18 protein-coding genes are annotated in these 25564 nt (G+C 56.5%); 10 read left to right on the forward strand and 8 right to left on the reverse strand.

The genetic code is table 11. The features are described from left to right. Positions 1 to 21: 21 nt before the first annotated feature. The gene (locus H6815_08525; GenBank protein MCB9860486.1) at positions 22 to 3189 is read right to left on the reverse strand and encodes a tetratricopeptide repeat protein; all 3168 of its coding nucleotides are present in this window, start codon (positions 3187 to 3189) and stop codon (positions 22 to 24) included. Positions 3190 to 3556: 367 nt separating this feature from the next. On the opposite strand from H6815_08525, the gene pdxA reads away from it, so the two are divergent. From pdxA to H6815_08545, 4 genes are all read left to right on the forward strand, one after another. Beyond that, positions 3557 to 4579 (forward strand): 4-hydroxythreonine-4-phosphate dehydrogenase PdxA, encoded by a 1023-nt coding sequence (pdxA, locus tag H6815_08530; GenBank protein ID MCB9860487.1) that lies wholly within the window; start codon positions 3557 to 3559, stop codon positions 4577 to 4579. 3 nt (positions 4580 to 4582) lie between these two features. Then, positions 4583 to 5362, forward strand: a complete 780-nt coding sequence (xth, locus tag H6815_08535; GenBank protein ID MCB9860488.1) for an exodeoxyribonuclease III — start codon at positions 4583 to 4585, stop codon at positions 5360 to 5362. Between the two features lie 240 nt (positions 5363 to 5602). Beyond that, positions 5603 to 5824, forward strand: a complete 222-nt coding sequence (locus H6815_08540; protein MCB9860489.1) for a hypothetical protein — start codon at positions 5603 to 5605, stop codon at positions 5822 to 5824. Positions 5825 to 6614: 790 nt separating this feature from the next. Continuing rightward, on the forward strand, positions 6615 to 6914 hold the full coding sequence (locus H6815_08545; protein ID MCB9860490.1) for a (2Fe-2S)-binding protein: 300 nt from the start codon (positions 6615 to 6617) through the stop codon (positions 6912 to 6914). 55 nt (positions 6915 to 6969) lie between these two features. Here H6815_08545 and H6815_08550 read toward each other — a convergent pair whose 3' ends face one another. Together H6815_08550 and H6815_08555 are read right to left on the reverse strand one after the other, a co-directional pair. Next, complete coding sequence (locus H6815_08550) at positions 6970 to 7908, reverse strand: tetratricopeptide repeat protein (protein ID MCB9860491.1); 939 nt, start codon at positions 7906 to 7908, stop codon at positions 6970 to 6972. 174 nt (positions 7909 to 8082) lie between these two features. Further along, positions 8083 to 9708 carry an MATE family efflux transporter gene (locus H6815_08555; protein MCB9860492.1) on the reverse strand — a complete coding sequence of 542 codons (1626 nt, stop codon included), beginning with the start codon at positions 9706 to 9708 and terminating at the stop codon, positions 8083 to 8085. A gap of 214 nt (positions 9709 to 9922) precedes the next feature. Here H6815_08555 and H6815_08560 point away from each other — a divergent pair, with 214 nt between their 5' ends. From H6815_08560 to H6815_08570, 3 genes are read left to right on the forward strand one after another with little or no spacing between them, the layout of a single operon-like run. Further along, a complete protein-coding gene (locus tag H6815_08560; GenBank protein MCB9860493.1) occupies positions 9923 to 11116 on the forward strand; it encodes an undecaprenyl/decaprenyl-phosphate alpha-N-acetylglucosaminyl 1-phosphate transferase in 1194 nt (397 codons plus the stop codon). Positions 11117 to 11138: 22 nt separating this feature from the next. Beyond that, the gene (gene rlmN, locus H6815_08565; GenBank protein ID MCB9860494.1) at positions 11139 to 12302 is read left to right on the forward strand and encodes a 23S rRNA (adenine(2503)-C(2))-methyltransferase RlmN; all 1164 of its coding nucleotides are present in this window, start codon (positions 11139 to 11141) and stop codon (positions 12300 to 12302) included. A gap of 28 nt (positions 12303 to 12330) precedes the next feature. Continuing rightward, positions 12331 to 13104 (forward strand): TIGR02206 family membrane protein, encoded by a 774-nt coding sequence (locus tag H6815_08570; protein ID MCB9860495.1) that lies wholly within the window; start codon positions 12331 to 12333, stop codon positions 13102 to 13104. A gap of 20 nt (positions 13105 to 13124) precedes the next feature. On the opposite strand, the gene H6815_08575 is transcribed toward H6815_08570, so the two are convergent. From H6815_08575 to H6815_08590, 4 genes are all read right to left on the reverse strand, one after another. Then, entirely contained in the window at positions 13125 to 13619 is a 495-nt protein-coding gene (locus tag H6815_08575; protein MCB9860496.1) for a HEAT repeat domain-containing protein, read from the reverse strand. A 189-nt stretch (positions 13620 to 13808) separates the two neighbouring features. Then, positions 13809 to 15926, reverse strand: a complete 2118-nt coding sequence (gene fusA, locus H6815_08580) for an elongation factor G (GenBank protein MCB9860497.1) — start codon at positions 15924 to 15926, stop codon at positions 13809 to 13811. A gap of 433 nt (positions 15927 to 16359) precedes the next feature. Next, entirely contained in the window at positions 16360 to 18885 is a 2526-nt protein-coding gene (locus H6815_08585) for an O-antigen ligase family protein (GenBank protein MCB9860498.1), read from the reverse strand. A gap of 30 nt (positions 18886 to 18915) precedes the next feature. After that, the gene (locus H6815_08590) at positions 18916 to 20577 is read right to left on the reverse strand and encodes a response regulator (GenBank protein ID MCB9860499.1); all 1662 of its coding nucleotides are present in this window, start codon (positions 20575 to 20577) and stop codon (positions 18916 to 18918) included. Between the two features lie 143 nt (positions 20578 to 20720). Between H6815_08590 and H6815_08595 the strand changes: the two genes are divergently transcribed. From H6815_08595 to H6815_08605, 3 genes are read left to right on the forward strand one after another with little or no spacing between them, the layout of a single operon-like run. Beyond that, positions 20721 to 21695, forward strand: coding sequence for an ABC transporter ATP-binding protein (locus tag H6815_08595; protein ID MCB9860500.1), 975 nt, complete (start codon positions 20721 to 20723; stop codon positions 21693 to 21695). After that, a complete protein-coding gene (locus H6815_08600) occupies positions 21692 to 22420 on the forward strand; it encodes an ABC transporter permease subunit (GenBank protein ID MCB9860501.1) in 729 nt (242 codons plus the stop codon). The genes H6815_08595 and H6815_08600 overlap by 4 nt, the downstream gene beginning before the upstream one ends. Beyond that, positions 22417 to 24672, forward strand: a complete 2256-nt coding sequence (locus H6815_08605) for a hypothetical protein (protein ID MCB9860502.1) — start codon at positions 22417 to 22419, stop codon at positions 24670 to 24672. The genes H6815_08600 and H6815_08605 overlap by 4 nt, the downstream gene beginning before the upstream one ends. On the opposite strand, the gene H6815_08610 is transcribed toward H6815_08605, so the two are convergent. Then, positions 24659 to 25504, reverse strand: a complete 846-nt coding sequence (locus H6815_08610) for a hypothetical protein (GenBank protein ID MCB9860503.1) — start codon at positions 25502 to 25504, stop codon at positions 24659 to 24661. The genes H6815_08605 and H6815_08610 overlap by 14 nt on opposite strands. Positions 25505 to 25564 lie beyond the last annotated feature (60 nt).

Consider the following 25564-nt stretch of genomic DNA (forward strand, 5'->3'; position numbering starts at 1 on the left):
CGTCGCACACTCTGTCTCTGCTTATCCTCTGCCGGGAACGTTGCGAGGCCGTAACTGCTCAACCTTCTGCGCTGCCCGCTGCGCCCACTCGGTATCGCCGAATCGATCGACGATAGACTGGTACTGCTCGCGAGCCTGATCGAATCGATTCAGCTTCTCGAAGCACCGCCCCGCTTCGTATAGCGCAGCGGCGCTCCATTCCGGGTACGCATGGAGGATGTCCACACGGATGAACTCAGTGACTGCCTCGTCGAGTTTGTCGATCGCGAACAGGCACTCGCCAATCTGGAACTGCGCGCGAGCAGCGGTGAGGCCCTCGTGCCCGTCAACAACGCGCCGATACGCCTTGATCGCATCCTCGTGCTGGCCCTGATGCTCCTTTGCCCAGCCAATCCCGAACTGCGCTTTGAACCACATCTCGTGGTCTGGGTACAACTTCAGAAATGTGGTGTATGACGTTTCGCTGTTGGACCACTGCTCGGTCTCGCCCTGAGCTTCGCCCAAACGGATGTATGCAACAGCCGCATTCTCGTGCTCGCCATGGTCCTTGATCAGACGTTGGAGATGTGGAATGGCATCGCCGTGGCGATTCAGGCGCATCAGCGCCTCGCCGCAAAGCAGTTCGGCCGATGCCATGAGCTTGCTCTGCGGATACTGCTTCCAGAACTGGTCGAGCGCGTTGGCGACGATATCAAACTTCTCGAGTTTGTGCCCGGTAACGCCGCGACGGTACGCTGCTTGCTCGCGCACCGATTCGGGGATCTTTGTCTGATCCCGGCGGATGAGCTCATCAAGCTGGTTCAGCGTTGGCAACGCCTGCTCAAACTGGTTCGCATCCATCTGGATCGATGCAAGATCGAGCAGCGCGTGCGCACGCAGACGAGGCTCGATGTTGGCATCATTCAGCAATGTACGCAGCGCACTTGCCGACTCGTCCGATTTCTTGAGCGCTCGCAGACTCCATGCTCGCTCATACGCGAGATTCGCGCGCGTCGGCTCGTCAAGCTGCGCATCGTTCATTGCAAGAAGCGCATCGACTTCGTTGACAGCAGCTTCAGATTTACCCGAGCGTGAGAGTGCGATCGATCTGCTGATCCGAGCGCGAATACCAAGTGCTCCGCCCGTCTTTGTGACCGGTTCAAGCGTTGCTGCAGCTTGCGCAAACTCACCTCGTGCAAGGAGGGCCTCGCCTTGCTGGAGCTGCGCCTCGGTGGCAAGTTCAATTGGCCCGTTCTCAGCTGCACGAGCAAACCACTCCGTTGCAGCTTCAAGGTTGCCCTTGCGCTGTTCGATTGAGCCGAGGTGACGCATCGCAAACGCAGCAAACCGCGACCCCTCGTCCGCATCAACAACGGCGAGCATGGCTTTTTCCGCCTGCTCGTCGTTGCCCATGTCGATGAGCGCCTGCCCACGTTCGAACATGGCTTGCAATGTGTGGACGCTCTCATCCATTGCAATGATCGCATCAAAGCACTGGATCGCTTCTCCAGGGCGATTCTGGCGCACACGCGAAAGTCCGAGCTTCAGCAGCGCGTCGTCAGCACCGAACGCGTTTGGATCTGCTTCGAGATAGTCCTTGAAATGCCGCTCGGCGTTCGGCCACTCGCTGCGCGCAAACGCGATGTCGCCGAGTGCGCGCAAAGCAGAGCGGAACTCGGGCTTGGTTGATGCGCCTCTGGTAATACGGGCGAGTTCCTGCACAGCCTGATCATCACGATTCTGGCGATGATGCGCCATGCCAATACGGAAATGCGCTGTGTCACCCCGATCGTCATTTGGGAACTCATTCAGCAGCTTTGCATATCCCGCGATCGCATCATCCCATCGACCCGCGAGAAAATCCGCTTCAGCACCGACAACGATCACATCTGCCATCAACCGATGGTTTGCGAACTTGCCCGCGTACTCACTCGCGAGCGACTTCGCACGCTCGTATCCCTCGCGTGAGAGTTCGGACGATGCTTCGAGGTACATCGCTTCCGGAACAAGACGATGCTCCGGGAAGGACCGGCGATAGGCGCCAGCGGCATCGATTGCACCGTCCACGTCACCAGCACGTGAAAGAGCAACCGCACGGTCGTACATCATCTCGGGTTTGAGCGAGCTGTCAGGGTAGTTCTCGATCGCCTTCTCAAGCGTGTCGGCTGCACGACTCGGCTCATCAAGGCGCATCTCGCACTTCGCAATCCAGTACATCGCGTCGTCGTGCAGTGCCTTTTCCTGTGTTTTCAGGACGCGCTCAAAGTCCTGCTTTGCAGGCGCGAAGCGGTCGTTATCGAGATGGATGCGTCCTCGCATGAAGACTGCGCCGGGTGCTGCCGTTGACGACCCGAACTGCTCGATCACCTCCTGCGCCAGTGTCTCGGCTTCCGCAAGATTCCCCTTGTCATGAAGAAGTTGCGATAGAGACAGCTTTGCTTGCGGCAAGAACGACTCGACACCGCGTGCAATGGCGTCGCGGTACGCACGGATTGCATCATCAGGACGGTTGACTGCCTGCAGCGCACGAGCGCGAAGGAATGTGGCCTGATCAGCAATGGGACCTGCATTCTCACGCTTGAGCACCTCTTCGAGATGTGGAAGCGATTCCGATTCCTTGTGCTGTGCCATCAGCGCCATGGAGTGAAACAGTTCTGCGCGTGATCGCTTTGCGCTGTCAGGGAAATCCCGCTCAAGCCGCGTCGCCGCTGCGATCGCTTCGTCGAGGTCGTTCGTACGATATCGGGATTCTGCGAGCATCGATAATGCATCATCAAGCGACGCATGATCGGGGAACCGCTCGATCAGCACTGCAAACCGGTCACCCGCTTCCTTGTACTTGCCGAGAAGCACGAAGCTGTGACCGCGGAGGAGCTCTGCATCACCAGCGAACTCAAAGGTTGGTGTAGTTGCTGGCATTTCCAGCATGGCAGCAGCATCTTCGTACTGCTGCAGTCGGTAGTAGCACACACCGAGCCCGTATCGAGCGGTGACGACCTGCTCCGGATTGGAACTGCTCTCAAGGAACTTCTCGTATTCCGGCACCGCGAGCTTGTACAACTTGCGATTGAGCAATCCGTTGGCGGTATTGAGCAGCTTGTCGTTCTGATCGCGAGTCTGTGAGAATGCGATAGTCGGCGTAATCCCGACGAGTGCAGCGCTGGCGAGAAGCCCCGTTACTTTCGATCCGCGCGTACGTCGACCCATCATCGAACACTCCCCTCGCTCATGCGTGCCGGCTGGCCATGCCGGATGTTCTGCCCTTTATCAACGCCGCTCGTGGGCGAATCTGTCGAAGATAGGCCGAAAAACAACGACCCATATCTCTCCTACAAACTCACGAGAGGCCTCTTTGATCCGAAGAGGTTACGGACCATTTCATGTTTCTGCCAGCATTCTTGATGTCCCACCCGCGACGGACAGGCCGAATCGGCCTTGAATCCCTCACAATACGACGATCCCAACTCTTTTCATCGGTCCCCGAACCTCGAATGCTGGACCTCCGGACCCATCGCAAGAGAATGCGGGTTGTCAGAGGAAAAACACACGTGTTTGTATTTTGTTTGTATTTAATTTAATGAAGAGCAACCACATCACAACCTCTTGCAGCCGCACCAGTGTGAACCGGATTGCTGTCACGATGGGGGATCCTGGGAGTATCGGGCCCGAGATTGTGCTCAAAGCACTACAGCGCGTGCAAGCTTCAGGTGCTGATATCCGGTATCAGGTGTACTGCCATCGTGCCACAATGCTGGCGGTTGCATCCGAGCTTGGGTTTGACAATCTGCTTCACGACGATCGGATTGAACTGATCGAACCCGCAGGTGTTGAGAGTCTTGGCGATTTGGCGCTTGCGGATATGCGCAAGCCGAACAAGCGGGGTGGCTACATCTCTATGCGATGCGTCGAAACAGCGATCGACGCGTGCCTCAAGAAAGACGACGCACCGTCTGGAGTTGTAACCGCACCGATCTCAAAGACAGCATGGCACATGGCTGGGTTCGAGTCCCATCCCGGTCACACGGAACTGCTCGCAGAAAAGTGCAACGCACACGATGTACGCATGGGGTTTGTCAGTCCGAAGCTGCGCGTCGTGCTTGAGACAATCCATGTGCCGTTGCGCGATGTTCCTGACATGCTCAGGACCGACCATATTGTGCGCACAATCGAGAGAGCAGCGCAGCTGTGCATCGATCTTGGCATATCTTCGCCGCGTGTTGCTGTTGCGGGGTTGAATCCGCACGCGGGCGAGGATGGCATGATGGGTGCTGAAGATATCGCAATGATTGCGCCAGCTGTCAAGCAAGCGCGTGAATCAGGCATCGATGCAAGCGGCCCACATCCCGGCGACACGGTGTTTGGTCGCGCATTCAATGGCGGGTTCGATGTCGTTGTAGCGATGTACCACGATCAGGGATTGATTCCGGTCAAGCTCCTCGGCTGGGAGAACGCGGTCAATGTCACACTCGGGCTGCCGATTGTGCGCACGAGCCCAGATCATGGTACGGCGTTCGACATCGCTGGGAGAGGAAAAGCGAACGAGAGCTCGATGCTTGCAGCAATCGATCTTGCAATCCAACTGGCACATGTGAAAGGATAAAAGATGCGTATCACGACATGGAATGTCAATGGGTTGCGTGCCGCGGTTCGGAAGGGAGTTGCAGCACAGATTGCAAGGATCAATCCGGACGTGCTGCTATTGCAGGAAGTTCGTGCGATGCCCGATCAACTCACCGATAACTGGCACGAGAACGGTCTCGACAGTTGGTCATTTGCATGGAATCCCGCTGAAAAGCCTGGCTACGCAGGCACTGCGCTGTTCTCACGCGACAAACACAAGGAAGTCAAGATCGGTGTCGAGTCCTCTGCTGGTGATCCTGAAGGCCGTCTTGTGATTGCGCGCGTCGGTCCGGTTCGTGTCGCGAGCGTGTATCTTCCATCCGGCTCGTCGGGTGATCATCGCCAGATCGAGAAAGAGAAATGGATGAAGAAGTTTGCGCCGTGGGCTGAAGCGCTTCGAAAGTCGCGCATCCCGACGATTCTTGGAGGTGACTTCAACATTGCACGCACCGAACTGGACATCTTTCACGCAAAGAGCAACGAGAAGTCGTCCGGTTTCCTGCCGCACGAACGAGCATGGATGGACACACTCGTTGGCTCCGGCTGGGCTGACATCATCCGCGAGCGTGCTGGCGAGGTGCATGGGCCGTACACGTGGTGGTCGAATCGCGGGCGTGCCCGCGAACTCGATCGTGGCTGGCGTATCGACTATGTCCTTGCAAACCCCGCTGCAGCGAAGATCGTGCGCGATGCGCACGTTGACCGTGACGCGTCGCTGACGATCTCAGACCATGCGCCTGTGTCTGTTGACCTAGACATCTAAGACAGGGATGTCTATTCAGGCTCGCGGAGTTTGTCCTGCAGTCTGCGGGATTCCGATGTCGTTTGTGAAGGCCGAACCGTGGGCATCCTCGTTCGCAGACCACACGCGTCACAACGAGCGCGTACAAGCCGAGGGATCGTGGTTTCGGATGAAAACATGCGTCGCTGGCGCGATCTGTTGACACGCCCACACCGTGGACACCGTGTGGTGATGAGCACACGTTGTGAAAACCGCTTGAGCATGCCAGCCGCCAATGATCAAAGAAAATCCCTCTCAGGAACACCGAGCCACCGGAGTGGTCGGCATTCCAAAGAGGGTATGTTCGGTCTGCTGCTGATTCAGCAGCAGGTTCGTTTGCGTCTTCCAAAGAGTCCTGCGAGGGCTGCGCATCCCATCAGGCTCGCAGCGGGTGTCGGCACATTTTCAGGTGGTGGGGTGACTGGAGGTGTCACAGGCGGCTGATGCGGAGGGAACGTTGGCGGGAAAAATGGAGGCTTTGTGGGCGGTTGATACGGTGGGTAGGAATGGGGTTTTGTTAGAGGGAAAGGTGGATGGGTGAAGGGAGGAATGATTGGAGGCGTGTGCTTTGAAGGTTGATTCGAGTGCGAAGGTTCCGACGTGTGCTTGATGTGATTGAAGACCACGGGTTTGGATGCAGACGGCGAGTGTGAATATTTGGTATTGAAAGCGGATGCCTGCAAAGTGGGAGTGCTGAATGAGCTGTGAGCGTTCCCTGTAGACGAGATCGCCTGCCTGAACTTTGTCGAGTTCTTATCAGAACTCCATGTGGTCTTCCTGCCATCTGCGTGGTTCTCAACACTCAGCGATGTGGCTTTGAACCCGATATCCAGGATTGTGCTTGCATAAATATGGCTTGCGTTCTCAGCAAGCAGTGTTGAAGACTCTCCCGGGAATGTGCCGGGTGACATGTACAGCATCGCAGATGCGTTTGACGCTCCACACAACAATGCGACAATGACAGCACGTTGAACAAACAAAAAACTCAGCCTCCACAATGTCCCGACGTACGCGGGTTGGGCAACTATCCTTCTCCCCTGAAGTTGGCCCAGCGAACAGGCCCGAATCTTGGCTGGTCTTGTCTGACATCGCAACCCGGACTCCGCTGAAAAAGCACAAAAAAACACTTTTATAACCCTATAACTCTTGAGTTGAATACAATCCAAACACATTATCCACATTGAGCTTTTGATGTTTGGTTTGCATCAATCACCGGCAGCACGTGAGAGATGAAATGCACGAAGATGATCATGTATGCCTGTGTTTCAGGGTCTCGCTCCGCAAGATCCGGTCGTTCCTTCGAACACAGAACCCAACGGTGGCATCCATGCTCTCAGAGTGCTTTGGTGCTGGAACAGGCTGCCAATGGTGCGTGCCGTTCCTGAAGCATCTGCATGACCAACACACAAGAGGTGAACTACCCGATCTTCGCATCAGTCCTGAGCAGTACATGAAGGAGCGCCAGTCGTATCGCGATACAGGCACGCGAAGTGTGCTCCCAGGTGACAGTGAAAGCCAATCCTCAGATATATAAAAAACACCCGCAAACAGCGGGTGCAACAAAATCTATTTGACAAGTGACACCGAGGCTACTCGTCGAGTTGACGAAGGGAAAGCCCCATCAGTGTCAGGCGTTCCTTCACCTCGACCAGCGACGTTGAGCCAAAGTTCTTTACGCCCATAAGTTCTGCTTCGGTACGGCTGACCAGATCTCCAATGGTCTGGATATCGAGCAGCTGCAACGCCTTACGGGCACGAACGGAGAGCTGGAGTTCGCTGACAGTCTTGTTCAGCACGCCATCCTTGCCTGAACCTCGCAGTGCGTCTGCAATATTACGACGATGCTGGCGATGCGCGTCGTCAGCACCCTGTCCCAGCTTGAGGTTCTTTGACGCCAGCATGCGCTTGATCTCGATGAGGCTGGATTCGCCGAAGTTCTTGTAGCTCATCAACTCAGATTCACTGGTGCGCACAAGATCACCGAGTGTGCGGATGTTCATCTTCTTCAGGCATGTGCGGGCACGTACAGAGAGTTCAAAGTCGGTCACAGGAATATCGTACAGAGCGCGACGTTTGGCAAGATCGCGATCCGACTCTTCCTCAACCAGCATGTCCTTGCTTGCCTGTACGTCCTTCATGTACATGCGGGCACGCGGATCGTTTGGATTGGTCTCAAGCACCTGCTTCAGCAAACGCTCGGCTCGATGGAAGTTGCCTTGGTCCTCGTACAGCACCGCGAGATTGATCAGTGTGTTGATAGGAGCGGGGCCATGCTCAAGGATGGACTCATAGAGCGAGATCGCCTCGTCCTCTTCACCAACACGATCGAGTCGAACAGCCAGATCGAACCTGATCTCGTCGTCGAATGGATCGGCTGAGATTGCCTTGCGGAGTTCTGAGATGGCAGCAACGGTGTCGCCTGATTCGTCTGCTCTAGTGACGGCGTCGCGGTGTCTCTTGGCTGCTTCCTTGTCACGCTGGCTGGTGTCGGTCGTGCCGACCACGATGTCGAGGGGATTCTCAGACATTGATCCTCCTGGCCCGCCTGACGAGCCGATGCTGACCCCATGCCCCCACACCAGCGAATCCTCTCTTCAGAAAGGGGCCTGATGGGGCTGCACGTACCGGGTTCATTGTGGGAACAGGGATTCTAGCGCGAAATCCTGCAGAGCCAAACCGGGTTTGCGGCTTGGTTTTGGTGCTCAGCTTTCCGCCTGAGCCACGTCGCTATCTTTGACCAGCGAGATATCCCGCCATCTGCCATGGATGAACCGGATCAGGAGGATGGTGCCTAGCAAGATGATGTAGGTTGAGCCCGCGATCCAGGGGCCAATGGACCCAAGATCGGGAGCAAACCGGATAAATGCCCAGCCTCCAATCGGGATGCACGTCCAGCAAATAAGTAGCGTCGCCATGCCCGGCCAGACCGTGTCGCCCGCCCCACGAAGCGCAGCTGACATGATGATCGCGACCGCATCGAACAACTGGAAGATGGCAGCTGCAATCATCACGATCGAGCCCACCTCAATGAGCTTAACGACCTTCTCGTGATCCATGTCTTTGGGTGCGAACATGCTGACGAGTTGGTGCCGTTTGAAAATAAAGATCAGCGCACATATTCCCATGTAGATCATGGCGATCTTCAGCCCCAGCCATGCGCGCTGGGCAGCAAGGTCGGCACGCTTCATTCCCATGCAGCGTCCGACCATCGCTGTGACCGCGATCGAAAGCCCGACCGTTGGCATGAAGCTCATATGCATGAAACGCAATGCGATCCAGCCCGCTGCGTTGTGTACGTCAGGGTCGTCGCCCGCTGCTTTGCCTGCAGCGCCGAGCAGATATGCCATCAGATATGCCCAGCAGAGCATCTCTGAGACAAACATCAGTCCGCCCGGCCAGCCTATGCGCACGATGTCCGTTGCAGCGTTGACGTTGAACTTGTAGTTTGATCGCGTGTGATACTTCTTTGCCATCCACGGCGAGAGGAAGACGAGCAGCGGGAGCAGGAACTCGATGGACGATCCGATGATCGTCGCAAGCGCAGCGCCCTGGATGCCCTGCGCCTGAATACCCAGAGACGACGCAAGCGACTGCATAATTCCCGCGTACCAGTCCACAAACGCGTTGCCGGTTTGGGCAAGCCCCGTGTCGCCGAAGATCAGCAGCATGTTCAGATTGACATTGGTGATGTTTGCGATCAGCACGCCGATGAGCACGACGACCGGTTTGTGAATCCCGAAGAAGAACTGCGAGATGGTGCGCCCGCCGAGTGTAAACACTGCGCCATACAGCAGAATCCGCGAGTATGCAATCTCACTCTCCAGCAGCAGTCCCTCGTGCCCCATCTCCACAAAGATTTTCGGAAGGATGAACGCAAGCGGGAACACGATCAGCGAGTACCCGAGCGCCATCCACAGACCGGTCCACGCATACATGGATCCGCGTTCGGGCTTTCCTGCGCCGAGGTTCTGCGAGACGTATGTGTTGATGACGGTGATGAGTCCCATCATCAGCGACATGGACAGCCACACCGCCATGCCTCCGTTGCCCTGCGCTGCCAGATACGCTGGGTTCGGGGGCTCGATATGCGAGACCATCAACCCATCGAAGAACTGCATGACCGTGTAGCTGGTCATGATTGCGATGGTCGGTCCCGCGATCTTGAGCATCTCCATGAGCAACACGCCGAGTGGCGTGCCGGGGGGGAGCATGCCGGTGTCCTTCGACTCTGCGGCTTCAACTTCACTCTGCCCATGTGACAGCGCAGGCTCATCCGAGCGCAGCTCATCGCGGTCTGCAACCGCTGCAGTTGCTGATGCGTCGTCCATGGGGTTTTCCGGTGAAACGCGGTGCTGTAGGCCCAAGTTGGGGCGATGATGTTAGCACGATGCAGGCCCGCTGCAACGTCTCCGCAGGCCGAGGCACAGGTATTTGTGGAAGTTTCTGTTCGCCCATATGGGGCGGAGGCGCGATTTGTGCATGTGATTGCAACGACAGGTTGCTGAGCGGTCCTGTGTGTGATCGCTCTACACTTGCAACTCCATGATCCTGCTCTGTCTTGGCCTCGTTGTTCTTGCGTTTGCGGTATCTCTGCCGAGCGTGATCGTTGCGCGCAGGATCGGGTTGAAGGCTGGAGCGCTCGACGCAGCAGGTGTGGAGGGGCAGGTCAAGGCACCCTCACGAAAGATTCCAAATACCGGTGGTATTAGTATCTTCCTTGGGATTGCGTTTCCGATGGTCTTCGGACTTGTTGTTGCGTTGCTGTGGAACACAACATCGGACGCAGACACACAGGGGGCTGTTTCTGATGCGATCTCGGTGCATGCTGCGGGTATGCGACAGCAGATTCCGATGGCGACTGCACTCCTTCTTGGTCTTGTATCGCTGCATGTGCTTGGTCTGATCGATGATCGCAAACCCCTCGGGCCAAAGATCAAACTATTCGCCATGGGTGTCGCAGCCCTCGTGCTCATCTGGCCGCCCATGGGCATGTATGACTCGACACGACTGCTCACACTGCTCGATGCGCGCGCGGGTGGGATGTGGTTGTCCATTCTGATCACGCTGGTCTGGTTCCTTGTCGTAACGAACGCGATGAACTTCATGGACAACATGGACGGCTTGTCCGGCGGTGTCGCGGCGATCGCGTCATCGTGCTTTCTTGTTGCAGCGATCCTGAACGGGCAGTGGTTTATCGCGATGACCCTCGCGCTCATGGTGGGTGCGTGCCTCGGATTTCTTGTGCTGAACTTTCCGCCAGCGAAGATCTTCATGGGCGATGGGGGGAGCCTTGTGCTTGGGTTTCTGCTCGCGTTCCTGACATCGCGGACAACGTACATCGCGCCGATTGAAGATGGTGTCACGTCTGCCAGCCCGTGGTATGCTGTGCTGATGCCGATCGTCGTGCTGGCGGTGCCGCTCTACGACTTTGTGAGTGTGTGCATCATCAGACTCAGGCAGGGTCGAAGCCCGTTCGTGGGTGATCTCCAGCACTTTTCGCATCGACTGGTTCGTCGCGGGCTGTCGCGCCGAGGCGCGGTGCTGGTGATCTACTGCCTGACACTCTGCACTGGGATCAGCGGCATCCTGCTGACACGGGCGAACTCGACCAGCGCGATCCTCATCGGCATGCAGGTGGTGGTCATGCTTGCGATCCTTGCGATATTTGAGTCGCGAGCCAGGCACACACTGGATGAAACTGACCCGTTGCATCCAAACTACAGCAAGCCCGCGTAAGGTAAAGCACTTACACTTGCCCGTGGATCATCCCGTCAATCACATCTTCGAGCACACACCTGACACGCTCGCGTCGTGGTGCAAGGACCACAGCATGCCCGCGTTTCGCGCGACGCAGATTCTCGAGTGGGTCTATCGAAAGGGTGTGATCGATCCGAACCAGATGTCCAACCTGGCGCAGCGCGATCGTGACACACTGGCTGATGAGATGACATTCCTGTCAAACGACATTCTTGCGGACCTGATGTCATCCGACGATACGCGCAAGCTGCTCGTGCAATGGCGCTCGTACAAGGAGGCGCCGGAGACCTCGCGCTCACTGCCCGTACTCGGACAATCAAGTGGTTTGCATGATGTTGTTTCGGACACGTCGCGCCAGACAGAGTGCGTGATGATCCCCGCGACGAGCGCCGAGTCTGCTCGTGAGCGGCGAACCGCGTGTATATCGAGCCAGGTAGGATGCCCGGTTGGTTGCAGGTTCTGTGCATCGGGGTTGGGCGGACTCGACGGGAATCTCTCGCGCGGGCGCATTGTCGAGCAGGCGTGGATGCTCAACTTCCTGCCCGACGCGTACGGGAATGTGTCGCCACTGACCAACATCGTGTTCATGGGCATGGGTGAACCCTTGGCGAACTTCCGTCCGGTGACCGATGCTGTGCGCACACTCGCAGCACCGTGGGGCATGGGGATTGGTGCTCGCAAAGTCACGATTTCAACGGTCGGACTCCCGAGAGCGATCGAGAAACTGGCAGATGAACTGGAGATTCCCGTAACGCTTGCGCTCTCACTCCACGCGCCAAACGACGCACTCCGGCGTGAACTCATCCCGTGGGCTGAGCACTCGACGATCCCGGAACTGCTCTCCGCGTGCCACAAATGGTTCCAGAAAACCGGGCGCGAGATCACGCTGGAATATATTCTGTTGCGCGAGGTGAACGATCAGCAGATCCACGCTGAGGAACTGGCGAAGGTCGCACGCACGCTCCGCGCGAACGTGAACCTGATCAGATACAACGAGGTTGACAGCTTGCCGTACAAAAGACCAAGAACGGACGACGTGCGCGAGTTCCAGCGGTTGCTGCGCGACGCGGGTATCAACGCGCACATCCGCGCGAGTCGCGGACGCGATATTGCTGCTGCGTGTGGTCAGTTGCGCCACGAATCGAGCAAGCACACCGGCGTGTGAGAGCGTGTGATACAGAGTGGAGACGTGCATGAACGTGCTCACGATGATGCAGGACAACATTACCACAGAAGCGCCGGGGTTCAGGAGTTTCACACTTCAGCATGCGATCGTTGCGGGGATCGCGGTCGGGCTTATTCTTGCATCGTGCGCGATTGGTCGGAGGTTGCGCACGGGCAAGCGCGAGCCGAGATTCAGACTCGTGTGGGGCTGGTCGATCGTGATCTCGCAGGTCTACGTCCTCATCTGGTGGATATTCATCAACAAACCGTTCGAGCCGGACAAGAGTCTGCCTCTGCATCTGTGCGATGTCGCGGTCTGGGTTGCTGCATACGCGATGATCACGCAGAAGCGATGGTCGCGCACGCTGCTGTACTTCTGGGGTGTTGGGCTCTCGACGCAGGGGTTCATCTCGCCAACGCTGCAGGAAGGCCCCGCAACGGCGGAGTACTACCTGTTCTGGATTGGGCATCTGCAGATCGTGGGGTCGGCGGTGTACGACATCGTTGCGGGTGGGTACAGACCGAAGTTTCCTGATTTTCTCACGGCATCAGTCCTCACGCTGTGTTACGCAGCGTTCATCATGCCGATCAACATCTACTTTGGGTATAACTACGGGTACATCGGGAATCGATTGCCCGAATCGAACACAATCCTCAACGCGCTTCCGCCGTGGCCGATGCGCGTCCTGGTGATGTGGATGATTGTTGAAGTTGTGTTCGTGGTGCTGTGGCTGTTCTGGCCTGCGGTCGGGGCGATCGCAGAGGGGAAAGCGAGTGACGCGCCCGCAGATCAGCAGTCATGATTTGTGATGCAAGAGGGTTGCTAATCATCCTCAGGCAGGATTTCCTTCAATATCTCACTGCCAGTCTCGTCCGACAGTTGTTCCGCCAGCGCGCTTTGCACGGATTCATCCTTGAACTGTAATAGTGCAATAGCTGCTGCACTGCGTTCGTCAAACGTGCCGGTACCAGCGATCTTGAGCAATGGCTGCAGCAATCTTTGATCCTGATATCCTGCAGCAATCACTGCTGACCAGTATCTCACTGATTCAAGCTCGCTTTGTAGCCCTCGCAACAGTGCCGGAACCACAATGTCTGGAGCATAGTAAGCGAGTGTGTTTTCTACCAGTTGATAGACACCGTGGCCGTCACCATCGCCGAATGATCCGATGAATAAATCGACGCAGCGATCATCATAGTTGTGGCAAAAGTACTTTCTTATCTCGTCATAACTGTCCAGTTCGCTTTGTTGCACAGTGTTTGTTGGCGGCATTGGCTGGTTTTTTCTGAGAAAATCCAACGCTGATTCAGTGTCCATGATGACTCCGGGACATTAAGCTTCGCGACAGATGTACACAGTTATTATTGTGGTGATCCCGTGTCTTGCGTTAACTGGGACGTTGCATGGCAAGTATACTGGCCTTGTATGGATGGATTCGGTGGGCAAAATGAAAAACCGCTCTATGGCTATCCATAGAGCGGCGCAGTAAATCTGAAGAGCCTGATATTATGCAGAGCCAGCAAGCACTTCGGTCTGGATGCTTGCGGGCATCGCGCGATACTCCAGAAACTCCATCGTGCTTGATGCGCGGCCCTGGCTCAGACCGCGGAGCACAGTGGTGTACCCGAACATCTCAGACAGCGGTACCTCGCAGTAGATCGCCTTGATGTTGTCGCGATCCTCCGTCTCGACAACCATGCCGCGGCGCGAGTTGATGTCGCCGGTCACGTTGCCGAGGTACTCCTCGGGTGTGAGGATGACGACCTTCATGATCGGCTCGAGCAGTGTGAACCCGGCCTTGTCGACTGCGTCCTTCACAGCAGTACGTGCTGCAAGCTCGTAGGCGATCTGCGATGAATCGACCGCGTGGGTCGAGCCGTCGACCAGTGTGACCTTCACGTTGATCATGGGATAGCCAGCCTTGACACCGGACTTGAATGTCTGGCGTGAGCCTACCTCGACCGATGGGATGTACTCCTTCGGGATTGAGCCGCCAACGATCTTGTTCTCGAACGCGATGTTGTCTGAGAAGTCCAGACCCTCAAGCTCCGCCTCCTCCTTGGTGAAGGGTTCGAGGTGGATGGTGCAGTCACCAAACTGACCGCGACCACCGGACTGCTTCTTGTGCACGCCGCGAACAAACTCGACGCGCCGCGTGATTGCCTCACGGTATGACACGCGTGGTTTGCCGACATCGACACCGATTTTCATGTCGCGAACGAGCTTGTTCTTGATGATCTCAAGGTGCAGTTCACCCATACCAGCGATGATGGTCTGCCCGGTTTCCTCGTCGAAGTGTGACTGGAACGATGGGTCCTCGCGCCGGATGGTTGCGAGTGCTTCAGACAGCTTGCGCTTGTCGTCGTTGGTGCGCGGCTCGATCGCCATGGAGATAACGGGTTCTGGGAACTCCATGCGTTCGAGGATGATCGGGTCTTCGATGTCACAGAGTGTATCGCCGGTGATGGAGTCCTTGATGCCAACAACCGCGACGATGTTGCCAGCTCCGACGGCTTCGAGCGGCTGACGGTCCTTTGCGTGCATCTCGAAGATGCGGGACACGTTCTCTCGCTTGTTGTTGCCGGGGTTGAGCACGCGCGAACCCTTCTCCAGTGTGCCGGAGTAGACTCGCAGATATGTCAGGTCGCCGTGCGCGTCAGAGACAACCTTGAACACCAGCGCGGAGAACGGTGCCTTGGAGTCGTGCGGACGCGACATCTCCACTTCCTTGTCGCGTGGGTGTGTGCCCTGCACGTCAGGGACCTCGTCAGGTGCGGGCAGATACATGCACACAGCATCGATCAGACGCTGCACACCGATGTTGCGAAGAGCTGCACCGCAGAGTGTCGGATAGCACTTGCGCTCAATGGTGCCCTTGCGAAGAGCAGCACGGATCTGGTCTTCTGTGATCGAGTTCTCATCGGTGAGGTACTGGTCCATCAGCGTGTCGTCGAGTTCTGCAACAGCCTCGACCATCTTGTGACGCCACTCCTTTGCGTTGTCCATCATGTGGTCGGGGATGTCCTTCTCGGTGACAACCGCGCCCTTCTCGTCCGCGTCGTAGTAGAACGCTCGCATGGTGACGAGATCGATGATGCCCTCAAGCTCGTGCCCGCGGCCGATCGGGATCTGGATAGCAATCGCGTTCGCGCCAAGACGCTTTCCGATGGACTTGAAGGAGAACTCAAAGTCAGCGCCGAGCTTGTCCATCTTGTTGATAAAGCACATGCGCGGGACGCGATACCGGTTTGCCTGACGCCAGACAGTCTCGGACTGTGCCTCGACACCCTCCTTACCGTCAAATACAGCGACCGCACCGTCGAGCACGCGCAGTGAGCGTTCCACCTCGATGGTAAAGTCGACGTGGCCCGGCGTGTCGATCAGGTTGATCTTGAAGTCCTGGCCCTTGAATGTCCACGGACAGGTTGTTGCAGCGGACTGGATGGTGATGCCACGCTCCTGCTCTTCCTGCAGGAAGTCCATGGTGGCGGTGCCCTCATGCACCTCACCCATCTTGTAGTTCTTGCCTGTGTAGTACAGAATGCGTTCGGTGACGGTGGTCTTGCCTGCGTCGATGTGTGCGCAGATACCAATGTTGCGGGTATGTTTCAGCTCGCCTGTCATTGCCTTCAAATCCTCACATGCTGGAGAGTGCCAGCTTCACCGTCGCCGAAAACCAAACTGTTTTCATCATGCACAGCCGATTCGGCTGTGACTTCTCCGGGCACGCGCCCGGTGGTTGGATACAGATCCTGTATGGGACGTTACCGGCCCATACCTGTGCCATTGGAATGTGCAGCAGGGATGGAATGATCAGCATGGAATCGATGCAAACGGGGCGACCGAAGCTCGGTCATGCTGAGGAACGAACACACAAAACTCGTGAAAAATCAAGGAGTTATGCCGATCGGGATGTCTCTGCAAACGCTGGCAGAACTCGGCCAGCCTCGGCAGTGGATATATCGTGCCGGAAGTCTAGAACACGGTCGGATTTTATCAAGGCCCGGAAACAGACCCAATTGTGGGCAATCCGTGCGTCTTCATCGAGTCTGCACAGTCAGTTCCCTGACTTCAGTCTGGACAGCAGGGTTTCAACACGCAATCGCTCGGTTTCTGACAACTGCCGGAGCGGATCAAGGCGCATGCGTTTGTTGAGTTCCAGTAACTGCTCACATTGATCGATCAGCACCGTTCTTGCATCCGGGAGTGTGTCCAGTTGTGCATAGAGAACCTCGATAACCCGCTGCCGGGTCTCAATCGAGCGGGGGTCTTTCGATGTTGCACGCATCCACTCAGCAACAGGATCACGTCCAGCAATGGCATCGCTTGCGAGGAAGGGGTCAGATACCACCATTGCGAGCAGTCGTTGTGCATCGGCGTCGTCGGTTGTCGGCATCGTGGCTGCTTGAACAGCACGTTCGCCAATGAGGTTGATCAGTTCCGGCTGAAGTGTCCTCGCAACTGGCAACGCACCCATCGCCCTGGCGGTGGTAATAAGATTCTCAATCTGGATCCGTCTCGTGGGCATGTGGTGTGGTGCGAGAGCGACAGCGCGGTCAATGGATGCATCTGTGTTCAGCCCCTGGACAGCTCGATACGCAGCCAACCACGCATCAGGGTCCATCTGGAACTCTGGCATCACTTCAAAGCCTTCCGAGAGTGTGAGACCAAACAGTTGCGCGGTCGAGTTCACAGCGTCGAATGCCTCACGCCGAGTGCCTGCTTCCTGCATCGCTGAACGCATCTCAGAGATCGGGAGCAATGACTCCGCTGCACGTGTGAGCGCAGTTTCCCATCGATACGAACGCACGCCGCACCAGAGACAAACAGTCAAAGCAGCAGTTGACACGAGTAGCAGAGAAACCCGATTGAGGCTTTGTACTGGAACATCCTCCGTTGCTCGTTCAGAATAACGACCAGCGCCGAGTCCCAGCATGATACAGAAGACCGGGGTAGCTGAGGTAATGACAGGCGTCATTTCGATCTGGGCGTGGACAATAAGCACAAGCGCGCCAGCAGCGACTGATCTGCCCATCGCTGTTGGAGATCGCATCAAGAGTGTAGTGCCTGCCCAGCCAATTCCTGTTGCGAGCACGGTTGCGACAACGACAAATGCGCCTCCAAAGAGCAGCGATTGATCCGGTGAAACGTTGTGCAGTTTTTCGAATGCATCCGCCACGACGATTGGTATGGAGGCAGCTGGTTGTGCAATGATCGATGCGACGCATGCGCCTCCGAGCATAGCGAGCAGGCTGTACACAATGGGCTTTGCTGGGAGTTCCGGTTGTGGTGAATCGCTCTGTGCGTATTCTAGCACAGCATTGCGACCTGTAAGGATTGCTGCAATGCCGAAGACAACGCACAACGCAGCGCCCGCGATACCGAGTGTTGCGATGAGGTCGAACAGCACACTGTGCGGACTGACGACTTGTTCGGGACTCATGGGGTGCCCAAGCAGTGTGTACGCCTGCTTGAATCCGTCCGGCCCCGTGCCAAAAGGAAGATGTGTGCCTGCAATGCGTGTTGCTGAACTGACATAGAACCATCGGAAGAGGATGGACAGTTCGCCGATGCTCGTACCAATGATCCCGCGCGCAAGAATGCCCAGCAGTGGAAGCGTGATTGCAGCACCACCGAGCAGCATGGGAAGCCTGCGTTTGAATGAGCTTGTTTCCACCAGTCTGTTGCGAAGTTTGGTTGTGAACGCAAGCAGCACAGTTGCGAGTACGAGTGCGCCGATGCCACCCTTGGAGTGCGACCCGATCAGAGCAACCAACGACAGCCCAAGCCCCAGCACAACCCAGATGCTCTGGCCAGTGTGTTCTCTGAACGCGAGTTTTCCACGAAATACCATCAATGCACCGAAGCACATCGCCATGCTTGCCGCGAATGTTGCATAGACATTGGACAAGCCGAACCACCCGGACATCTCGTTCTGGTTCAGTCTGCGCTCATAGATCTGCGCCATGGAAGAATCGGGTGCCCATCCCTTTGCTGCAAAGAACTGGTTGCGGGTCGCTTCAAAGTCTTTGATCGTTGCAGGATGTGACAGCAGCACCTGCACCAGACCATGGATTGTAAGAAACGCGATTGATCCGAGCACAAGTGCAACTGCGATCGCACGAGTGATACCACGAACTTTCCATGCTGCAAACCCACAAACAATCCCAGCGATCCACGCGCACCCAAGGCGGGCAGCATCGGGATCAAACCCAACCCTGAATAACGCGTGATAGCCAATGACAAGGATGCCAGCGAACAGACAAAGCTGGCTCGCAGTTTGCCAGCGTGTTGGTTTGGATAATGTACGCACAATTCTCGGTATCGCGCCAGCAACCGCAATGCTGCACAACACGACACACATTGCTGGCCCAATGCCGCTGAATGACGCGTTCAGCCCGCCAAGGGCAAGAGCACCCGTGTTTGTACTGAATGGAAGCGATGAAGGATCGGTATCCCAGAACGGGAGCGGCTCTACAACCGACATCATCAGCACAAGCGACGCAACGACAGACACCAGAAAACACAATCCCGAAAGCGTCGGCCTCGTGCTTGGCGTTTCTGTTACCTGCTCTTGTGACATCAGCCAAGCGTAGGAAACAGAAAGTGATTGCTATTTCTTTTTCCCATCGCCAGTGACAGCCTTGCGAATCTCAGTAAGCAGTCGTTCAACCTGAAACGGTTTGAAGAGTGTCGCTGCAAGCCCTTCCTGTGATGCACGCACGATCGAGTGGTGGGGGTCGTACCCGAACCCGGTCATCAGGATAACAGGGACATCAGGGAATCTGCGTTTGGCCGCGGCGAAGACCTCGTATCCATTGCGATCCGGCTCGCCGTTCGGTTTCTTCATGGAGATATCGGAGAGTACAAGATCCAGCCTTTGCCCGTCCATTACCCTGAGTCTCTCGATTGCTTCCGAGCCCGATTCACAGATAATAACTTCGGCGTTTCGTTTGCGAAGTACATCGCCGATCAGCCTGCGGATCTGCGCGGTGTCATCAGCAATCAGCACGCGCAGGCCGTTGATGATTGGATCGTCCTTGCATTGCACCATTGCCTGCTCGACACCCAGAAGCGTCTGAGGGCCAGCCGAGAGTGCCTTGGTACGAGACTTGATACTCTCAACATCTTTCAGGATGCGATCGAGTTGTTCGACAGCAATCGTATCTGATTCGTGCGACGATCGCATGTTTCCAATGGCTGCGATGATGTCATCGAGTGGCTCGCGGATTTCTCCCGCCATCTGCCCGGACACGGCTTTGTTGGTTGTGGATCGCTCTGCGACGAGAAGATCAAGCAGATGGATAGCCATCGCGACAGAGCGCGCAAAGATGCGTGTGAACCGAAGATCTTCCCCAGTAAACGCGTTCGGCGTGAGGGACTCTACATCCATCACGCCGACAACCTGACCAAACTGCTTCATCGGAACGACCAGTGATGAACGGGCACCCTCGCACAGGGCAAGGAACCGGTTGTCATCGAGTGCGTCACCACAGATGAAGCTCTCACCCTTCGCTGCAACCCAGCCCGCAATGCCGCTCCCGGTCTCGGATGCATAGACATCAAGCTCGGCAGCTTCGGGTGGGAGCCCGTACGAGATAATCAGCTCAAGCTTGTTTGTATGCTTGTCAAGGAGCCGGATAGCAAAGTGATCAAACTTGAGTAGATCGTGGGCGTACCCAACGATCTTGGTTTCGAGTTGTTTCAGCCGTTCTTGTGCTTCCAGTTTGAGCACCGCTTCACGGTCGATCCGGAGCAGATCGCGTCCAGCTCGATCGACAGCCCGGAGCCTGCGGGCAGTCAGTCGATCTCGCGTCTGATCCCGAACAACCACAGCGAGCGTGCAGTTTGGGCTGCTGCCCGGTGTTGGTTTGCATTGTGCTCCAGGGCACGCATGGAAATCGACGGAGTAGATGCGTGAAGGCTCTGTGTGTGCAGTGCTTCCCGGTGGAAGGTCGCTGATTTCATAGGAAGTATCTGCTGCGAGCGCAATAGTTGCGCTTTTTCGCTTCTCAACCTCGCGTTTGCATAGACGTTTCAGCCGTTCTCGGATGTTTTCGGGGAGTTGGTCGATCGCAGTATTCGCCCAGATGAGTTCGCCGTGCAAATCGACAAGTGCAACCCCCTCTCCGAGGGATTCAAGCAGAGCGGCCGCGCGGATGTCGGAGATAGGAGGACGGGTGGCAGATGGTAAATTATCACGGGAGACCGAGCCAGCCGGCTTCGGCTCGCTTGTCGGGGTATCAAGAATCGCACGTCGTGGTTTGTCGGGCATGAACAGCAACCGAAACGAGGACCCCGGAACACGAGAGACAGAGTGTACCCTCCCGAAGGAACGAATGTACCCATCGGGCATCGCACACCGCTGATGCTTCACTATTCGTCGGATCATCAGCCCCGGATCGTGTGGACTTTCTCATGATTGATGTCAGGCAGGTCAGTAAATCGTTTGGTCGTGTGCGTGCAGTGCGCGAGGTGAGCTTTGACGTGGCCAAGGGGCAGGTTGCTGGGCTGCTTGGAGCCAATGGTGCAGGCAAAACAACGACAATTCGCATGATTACAGGCTTTTTTCCGCCAGATGCAGGCTCTGTGTCCATTTCTGGGCACGATGTGCTGACCCAGTCTGGCAAGGCGAGGAGCAAGCTGGGGTACCTGCCTGAAGCGGCACCAGCCTATGTCGAGATGCCGACAAAGGAGTATCTCTTTTTCAGGGGGCGATTGCAGGGGCTCTATGGCGGAAAACTACGAAAAGCCGTTCGCAAGGCGATGGACCAATGCGATCTGCACGAGATGCGCCGACGGCGTGTCGGCCATCTTTCCAAGGGGTATCGCCAGCGCGTGGGGCTCGCTGCTGCGATTTTACATAACCCGCCGGTACTGATTCTCGATGAGCCGACGAACGGGCTTGACCCGACACAGATCCGTCAAGCGCGATCGATGATCCGCGAGCTTTCACAGGATCGTGCTGTCCTGATGAGTTCGCACATCCTCCCGGAGATCGAACTGACGTGCGATCGGGTGATCATTATGTCCGGAGGCAGGGTGGAAGCATCAGGCACAATCCCTGAACTGGTATCGCAGTCTGGGGCATCCGGTCCGATCGTCATCGAACTGCGCGCTGAAGCCAATGTTGCCAGCGAGCGCATCATCGACAAAATGAAAACGATCGCGGGTGTGACCGGTGTTGTTGAGGAACATCTCGATGAAAAGGATTCCCGCTGGTGCAGACTGCGTATTGATCGCGATGCGCTCGCACCAGTGCAGCCGGAGCGTATTGCGCGATGTGCAGTTGATATGGGGTGCTCGATCCGTCAGTTGTCAGGCCGCCAGCGTTCGCTTGAGAGTGTGTTTGTCGATGTGATTGAGCGTGCACGATCGGAGGCTGACGCATGAGACGAGCTGTTGTGATTGCTCAGCGTGAGTTCTCGTCGCTCTTCCGTGTGCCGGTGGGCTGGGTTGTGATCTCGTTGTACCTGTTTATGACGGGTGTGCTGTTCGTTGGGCTTATTGCAAAGCCGGGATCGATTGCGACCATGAGCACACTGTTTTCTGTATCCGCGTGGCTGCTGCTCCCAATTGCGCCAGCGATTTCGATGCGTTTGTTTGCAGAAGAGACGCGTCTTGGCACGATCGAGCCGCTGATGACGTGCCCGGTGTCAGATGTCAGTGTTGTGCTGGGCAAGTTTCTCGGCGCCTGCGCATTTCTCGTTGCGATGTTTGCTCCAACGGGGCTGTACGTTGCAATCCTGCATGTGATATCAAATCCTGCGCCCGACCCCGGTCCAATTATTGCAGGATACGCAAGTGTGGTGCTGCTGGGTATGTTCTACATCTCGCTGGGTATGCTGGTGTCGTCGCTGACGTCAAACCAGACGCTCGCGTACCTGGGTGCGTTGTTGACGTTGCTGCTGATACTTATTGCAACCGAGACGCTTTCCAACATGGATCTCGTGACAGATCAGGTCAAGCAGATTCTCTACGCGTTGTCCATCCCCGCGCGGCTTCGCGACTTTGCCGATGGATTGATCGACACGACGCACATCGTGTTCTTCTGTTCGGTCACTGTGCTGATGCTGGTGCTGACCACGCTCAGTCTTGAGAGCAGGAGGTGGCGATGAGCACCAGGCGCAGCAAGTCAGACGATCGAACCGAGGCTCTTGTCAAACGCCTTGAGGATCGTTCACACTCCAAGAACGCACGACGAATGCGCTCCGGAATCATGTCCTCCATTGTGCTGGTTGCAACACTTGCAACTGTCGTGATGGCGAATCTCATTGCGACTCGATATTCGATGCGTGTTGACGTCACGCAGACGCGTCAGCACGAGCTCACTCAGGGAACGCTGGACATCCTGCAACGGCTTGAGGACAGTGTGCAGTCTGGGACGAGCGCGGGTGAGGCATATGAGCTTGTGCTGGCTATCGACCCCAGTGCGCGCACAGTGACCGGCTCGCCCATGATCCATCCCCGCGCGCTCCAGACGGTGCGATCGATCGTGCGCGAGATGAATCGAAAAGCATCCGATCTGAAGATCACCGAAATCGATGTCGGGCGTGCACAGGGCGAGGTTGCATTCCAGGATCTGCTTGATCGCCTGCTCGAACGCGATGCCGACGCCCTCACTGCCCAGGTCAAGACGGTTCGTGACGCAGCAGCGGGGCTTGGTGATCTTGCCGTGTTTTTTACTACTCCGGTCACAGAGCGGATCATGGCAATTGCAAACGAGCTGGATCCTGCAGATCCAGAGGTGAAGACACGCAGAGACGGTCTCGTCCGTTTGCCCGAAACATTCAGTACAGCAGCAGCTAACTATCGCGTCGCTGTTGAACGCACAAACACCCAGTTACCTGAGACATTCGATCGTGCATGGCCTCTCCCTCCGGTTGACGAGGCAATCACCGGTCTCGTGCCAACGATCGAGAAAGCACTCGCAGATCTCGACCTTCTCATCAAAACTTTCAACGATCGCAGCGAAAGCCCGGAGTATCAGCTATCTCCTCAGCGTCTGTTCGGCGAGCTTGCGGACGTACTGATAATTCATCGGGACGCGCTCGCAAAGCATGCAGATGCGTTGAAACAACTGCGCGCTGTCCCGCTTCTCAGTGTCGGGCGCATGATCGAATCGCAACAGGCGGTGCTGCTGATCGGTCCGCGCGAACGCGGGCTGGTCGCGATTGACTTTGACACGTTGTTCCCGCCAGCCGAAGTTATCGAGTCTGCACAAGGGGCGAGTGTTGACCTGCGCCTTCGCAGCGAGGAACTGCTTTCGTCTGCACTTGGAACCTTGGTTGATCCAATCAAGCCGGTTGTTGTGCTCGTTCATTGTGACGATGTCTCTGTGCTTGGTCAGCAGTCGGCTGTCAGCGCCGCGATCCAGCGACTCCGCTCGCGCTCCATCGACGTGCTTGAGTGGCCTGTTGTTTCGGAGCCTCATCCGCCGTCACTTGCCGACATTGATCCATCCGGTGATCGTCCTGTGGTCTTTATTGTACAGAGTTCGTTTGCTGCTTCTCAGTCTGTCTCAACAAGTCTGAAACCGGAAGAGCGCTTTGCCAAGCTCGGAGATGCTGTGTCTCGTCTTGTACGCGAGGGCGAATCGATTCTGATGAACCTTCAGCCTTCAACACTTCCTGCACTTGGTGGTGACGACCCGATGGTTGCTGCGCTGCCTCTGTTTGGTTTGACAGCAGACACGGCTAAGCCGATCATGACGCAACGAATGACAGCAGAAGGCCGTGACGTGCTGACGGATCATCTGATCCGTGTTGATCAGCCAACTGGCAAGGTTGATGGTGCAATTCAGGGACTTGAGACACTCTTGTTGTGGCCAGTCCCATTGCGCCCAGCAACACCGCTCGCGGCGGATCATGTTGATGTACATCCGCTTCTGCGCATGACACAGGACGGCGCATGGGCAGAGTCCATGTGGGTGTCGTACTTCCGCACACCAAGAGAACTTCGCTCGACGGTTGCGGAAAAACCTGCGTCGGGCGATGTCGGCGATGACACATCGGGCCCGTTTCTTGTTGCTGCCTCATCCGAGCGTCGTGTTGGTGCAACAAACAGGATACAGCGCATGATTGTGGTGGGGAGTGCCGGGTGGTTTATGGATTCCATCCTGCGCCGAACCGCGTTTGTAGATGGGCGTGAAATCCCCGCGTTCGCTGGGAATGCGGAGTTACTCGAAGCGAGTGTGCTATGGCTGGCGAATCAGGACGATCGAATCGCGCAGTCGCCCGCTGCTCGCACGACACCGCGCATCAAGCCGCTTGCAACGAATCAGTTGCTCGCGATACGCTGGCTGGTGCTGGTTGGCGCTCCACTGGTCGTGCTGGTATTTGGCGCAGCATGGCGTCTTATTCGTGGGTAGCAGTGTGCGATCGAACACGTCGGGCAACCCAGAAACTGCACATGATGCCAACGGGCACGATGAACACAAGCTCAGCAACTCGATTCACAAGATCAGTCAGCAGGCCGACTGCAAGTGGATCCGAGTTGCTTGTCGAAGTTCTGCCGACATTGCCAGCGAGTCCTTTCGTTGTCAAGCCGACCAGCCACTCGCGAACCCCAAGCCCGTTCCCCACGATTGAGAGCAGCATGCCGACCTGACTGACTGTTGCAAGCGCAACAGCTGCGAGCCACGTTGCATCCATACCGACGAGCTTGAGTGCAAGTGCGTATCGCACAACCCACACAAGCATATCGAGCGTGCGCCAGAGAGCTGTCAGCACGAGGCTTGCACTGAGCGACAGAGTTTGAGTATTTCTTTGCGTTGTTTTCCATGACAATCCGCACGCGGATACAAGTAGAAGCGTGCTCAATCCACCAAGCACAATGCCAACGGCTTCGTGCGGGAGCATTGCTGCAACAAGAGCAACCACCAAGCCAACTCCACTGAACACAAGCTGAATGAGTGTTGCAGCACCAGCACGAGCAACATCAATAGTGTTGATTTTTTTGTGATAGGCGAGTCGGCCGATCAGTCCAGCACGCATCGGAAGATAGTTCAGCAGACTCGCTGACCCTATCAATCCAACCATCTCGAAGAAACCGACACGCCCGAACCTGCGTGTCGCGCTCCAGATTGATCCCGACGTGCACAGAAGGTTCGCAGCGGGGAGCACGAGGAGAGCAGCAACAATCATCGGGTCGGGCGATGTGATGGATCTGAGCAGTTCCGGTGCGCTATTCAACTTGCGCACGACAATGTATACGGCACCAAGTAACAGCAGCATTCCGATCGCTGCGCCGAATGTAGTTCG

The sequence above is a fragment of the Phycisphaeraceae bacterium genome (assembly GCA_020639155.1).
Taxonomy (GTDB): domain Bacteria; phylum Planctomycetota; class Phycisphaerae; order Phycisphaerales; family UBA1924; genus JACKHF01.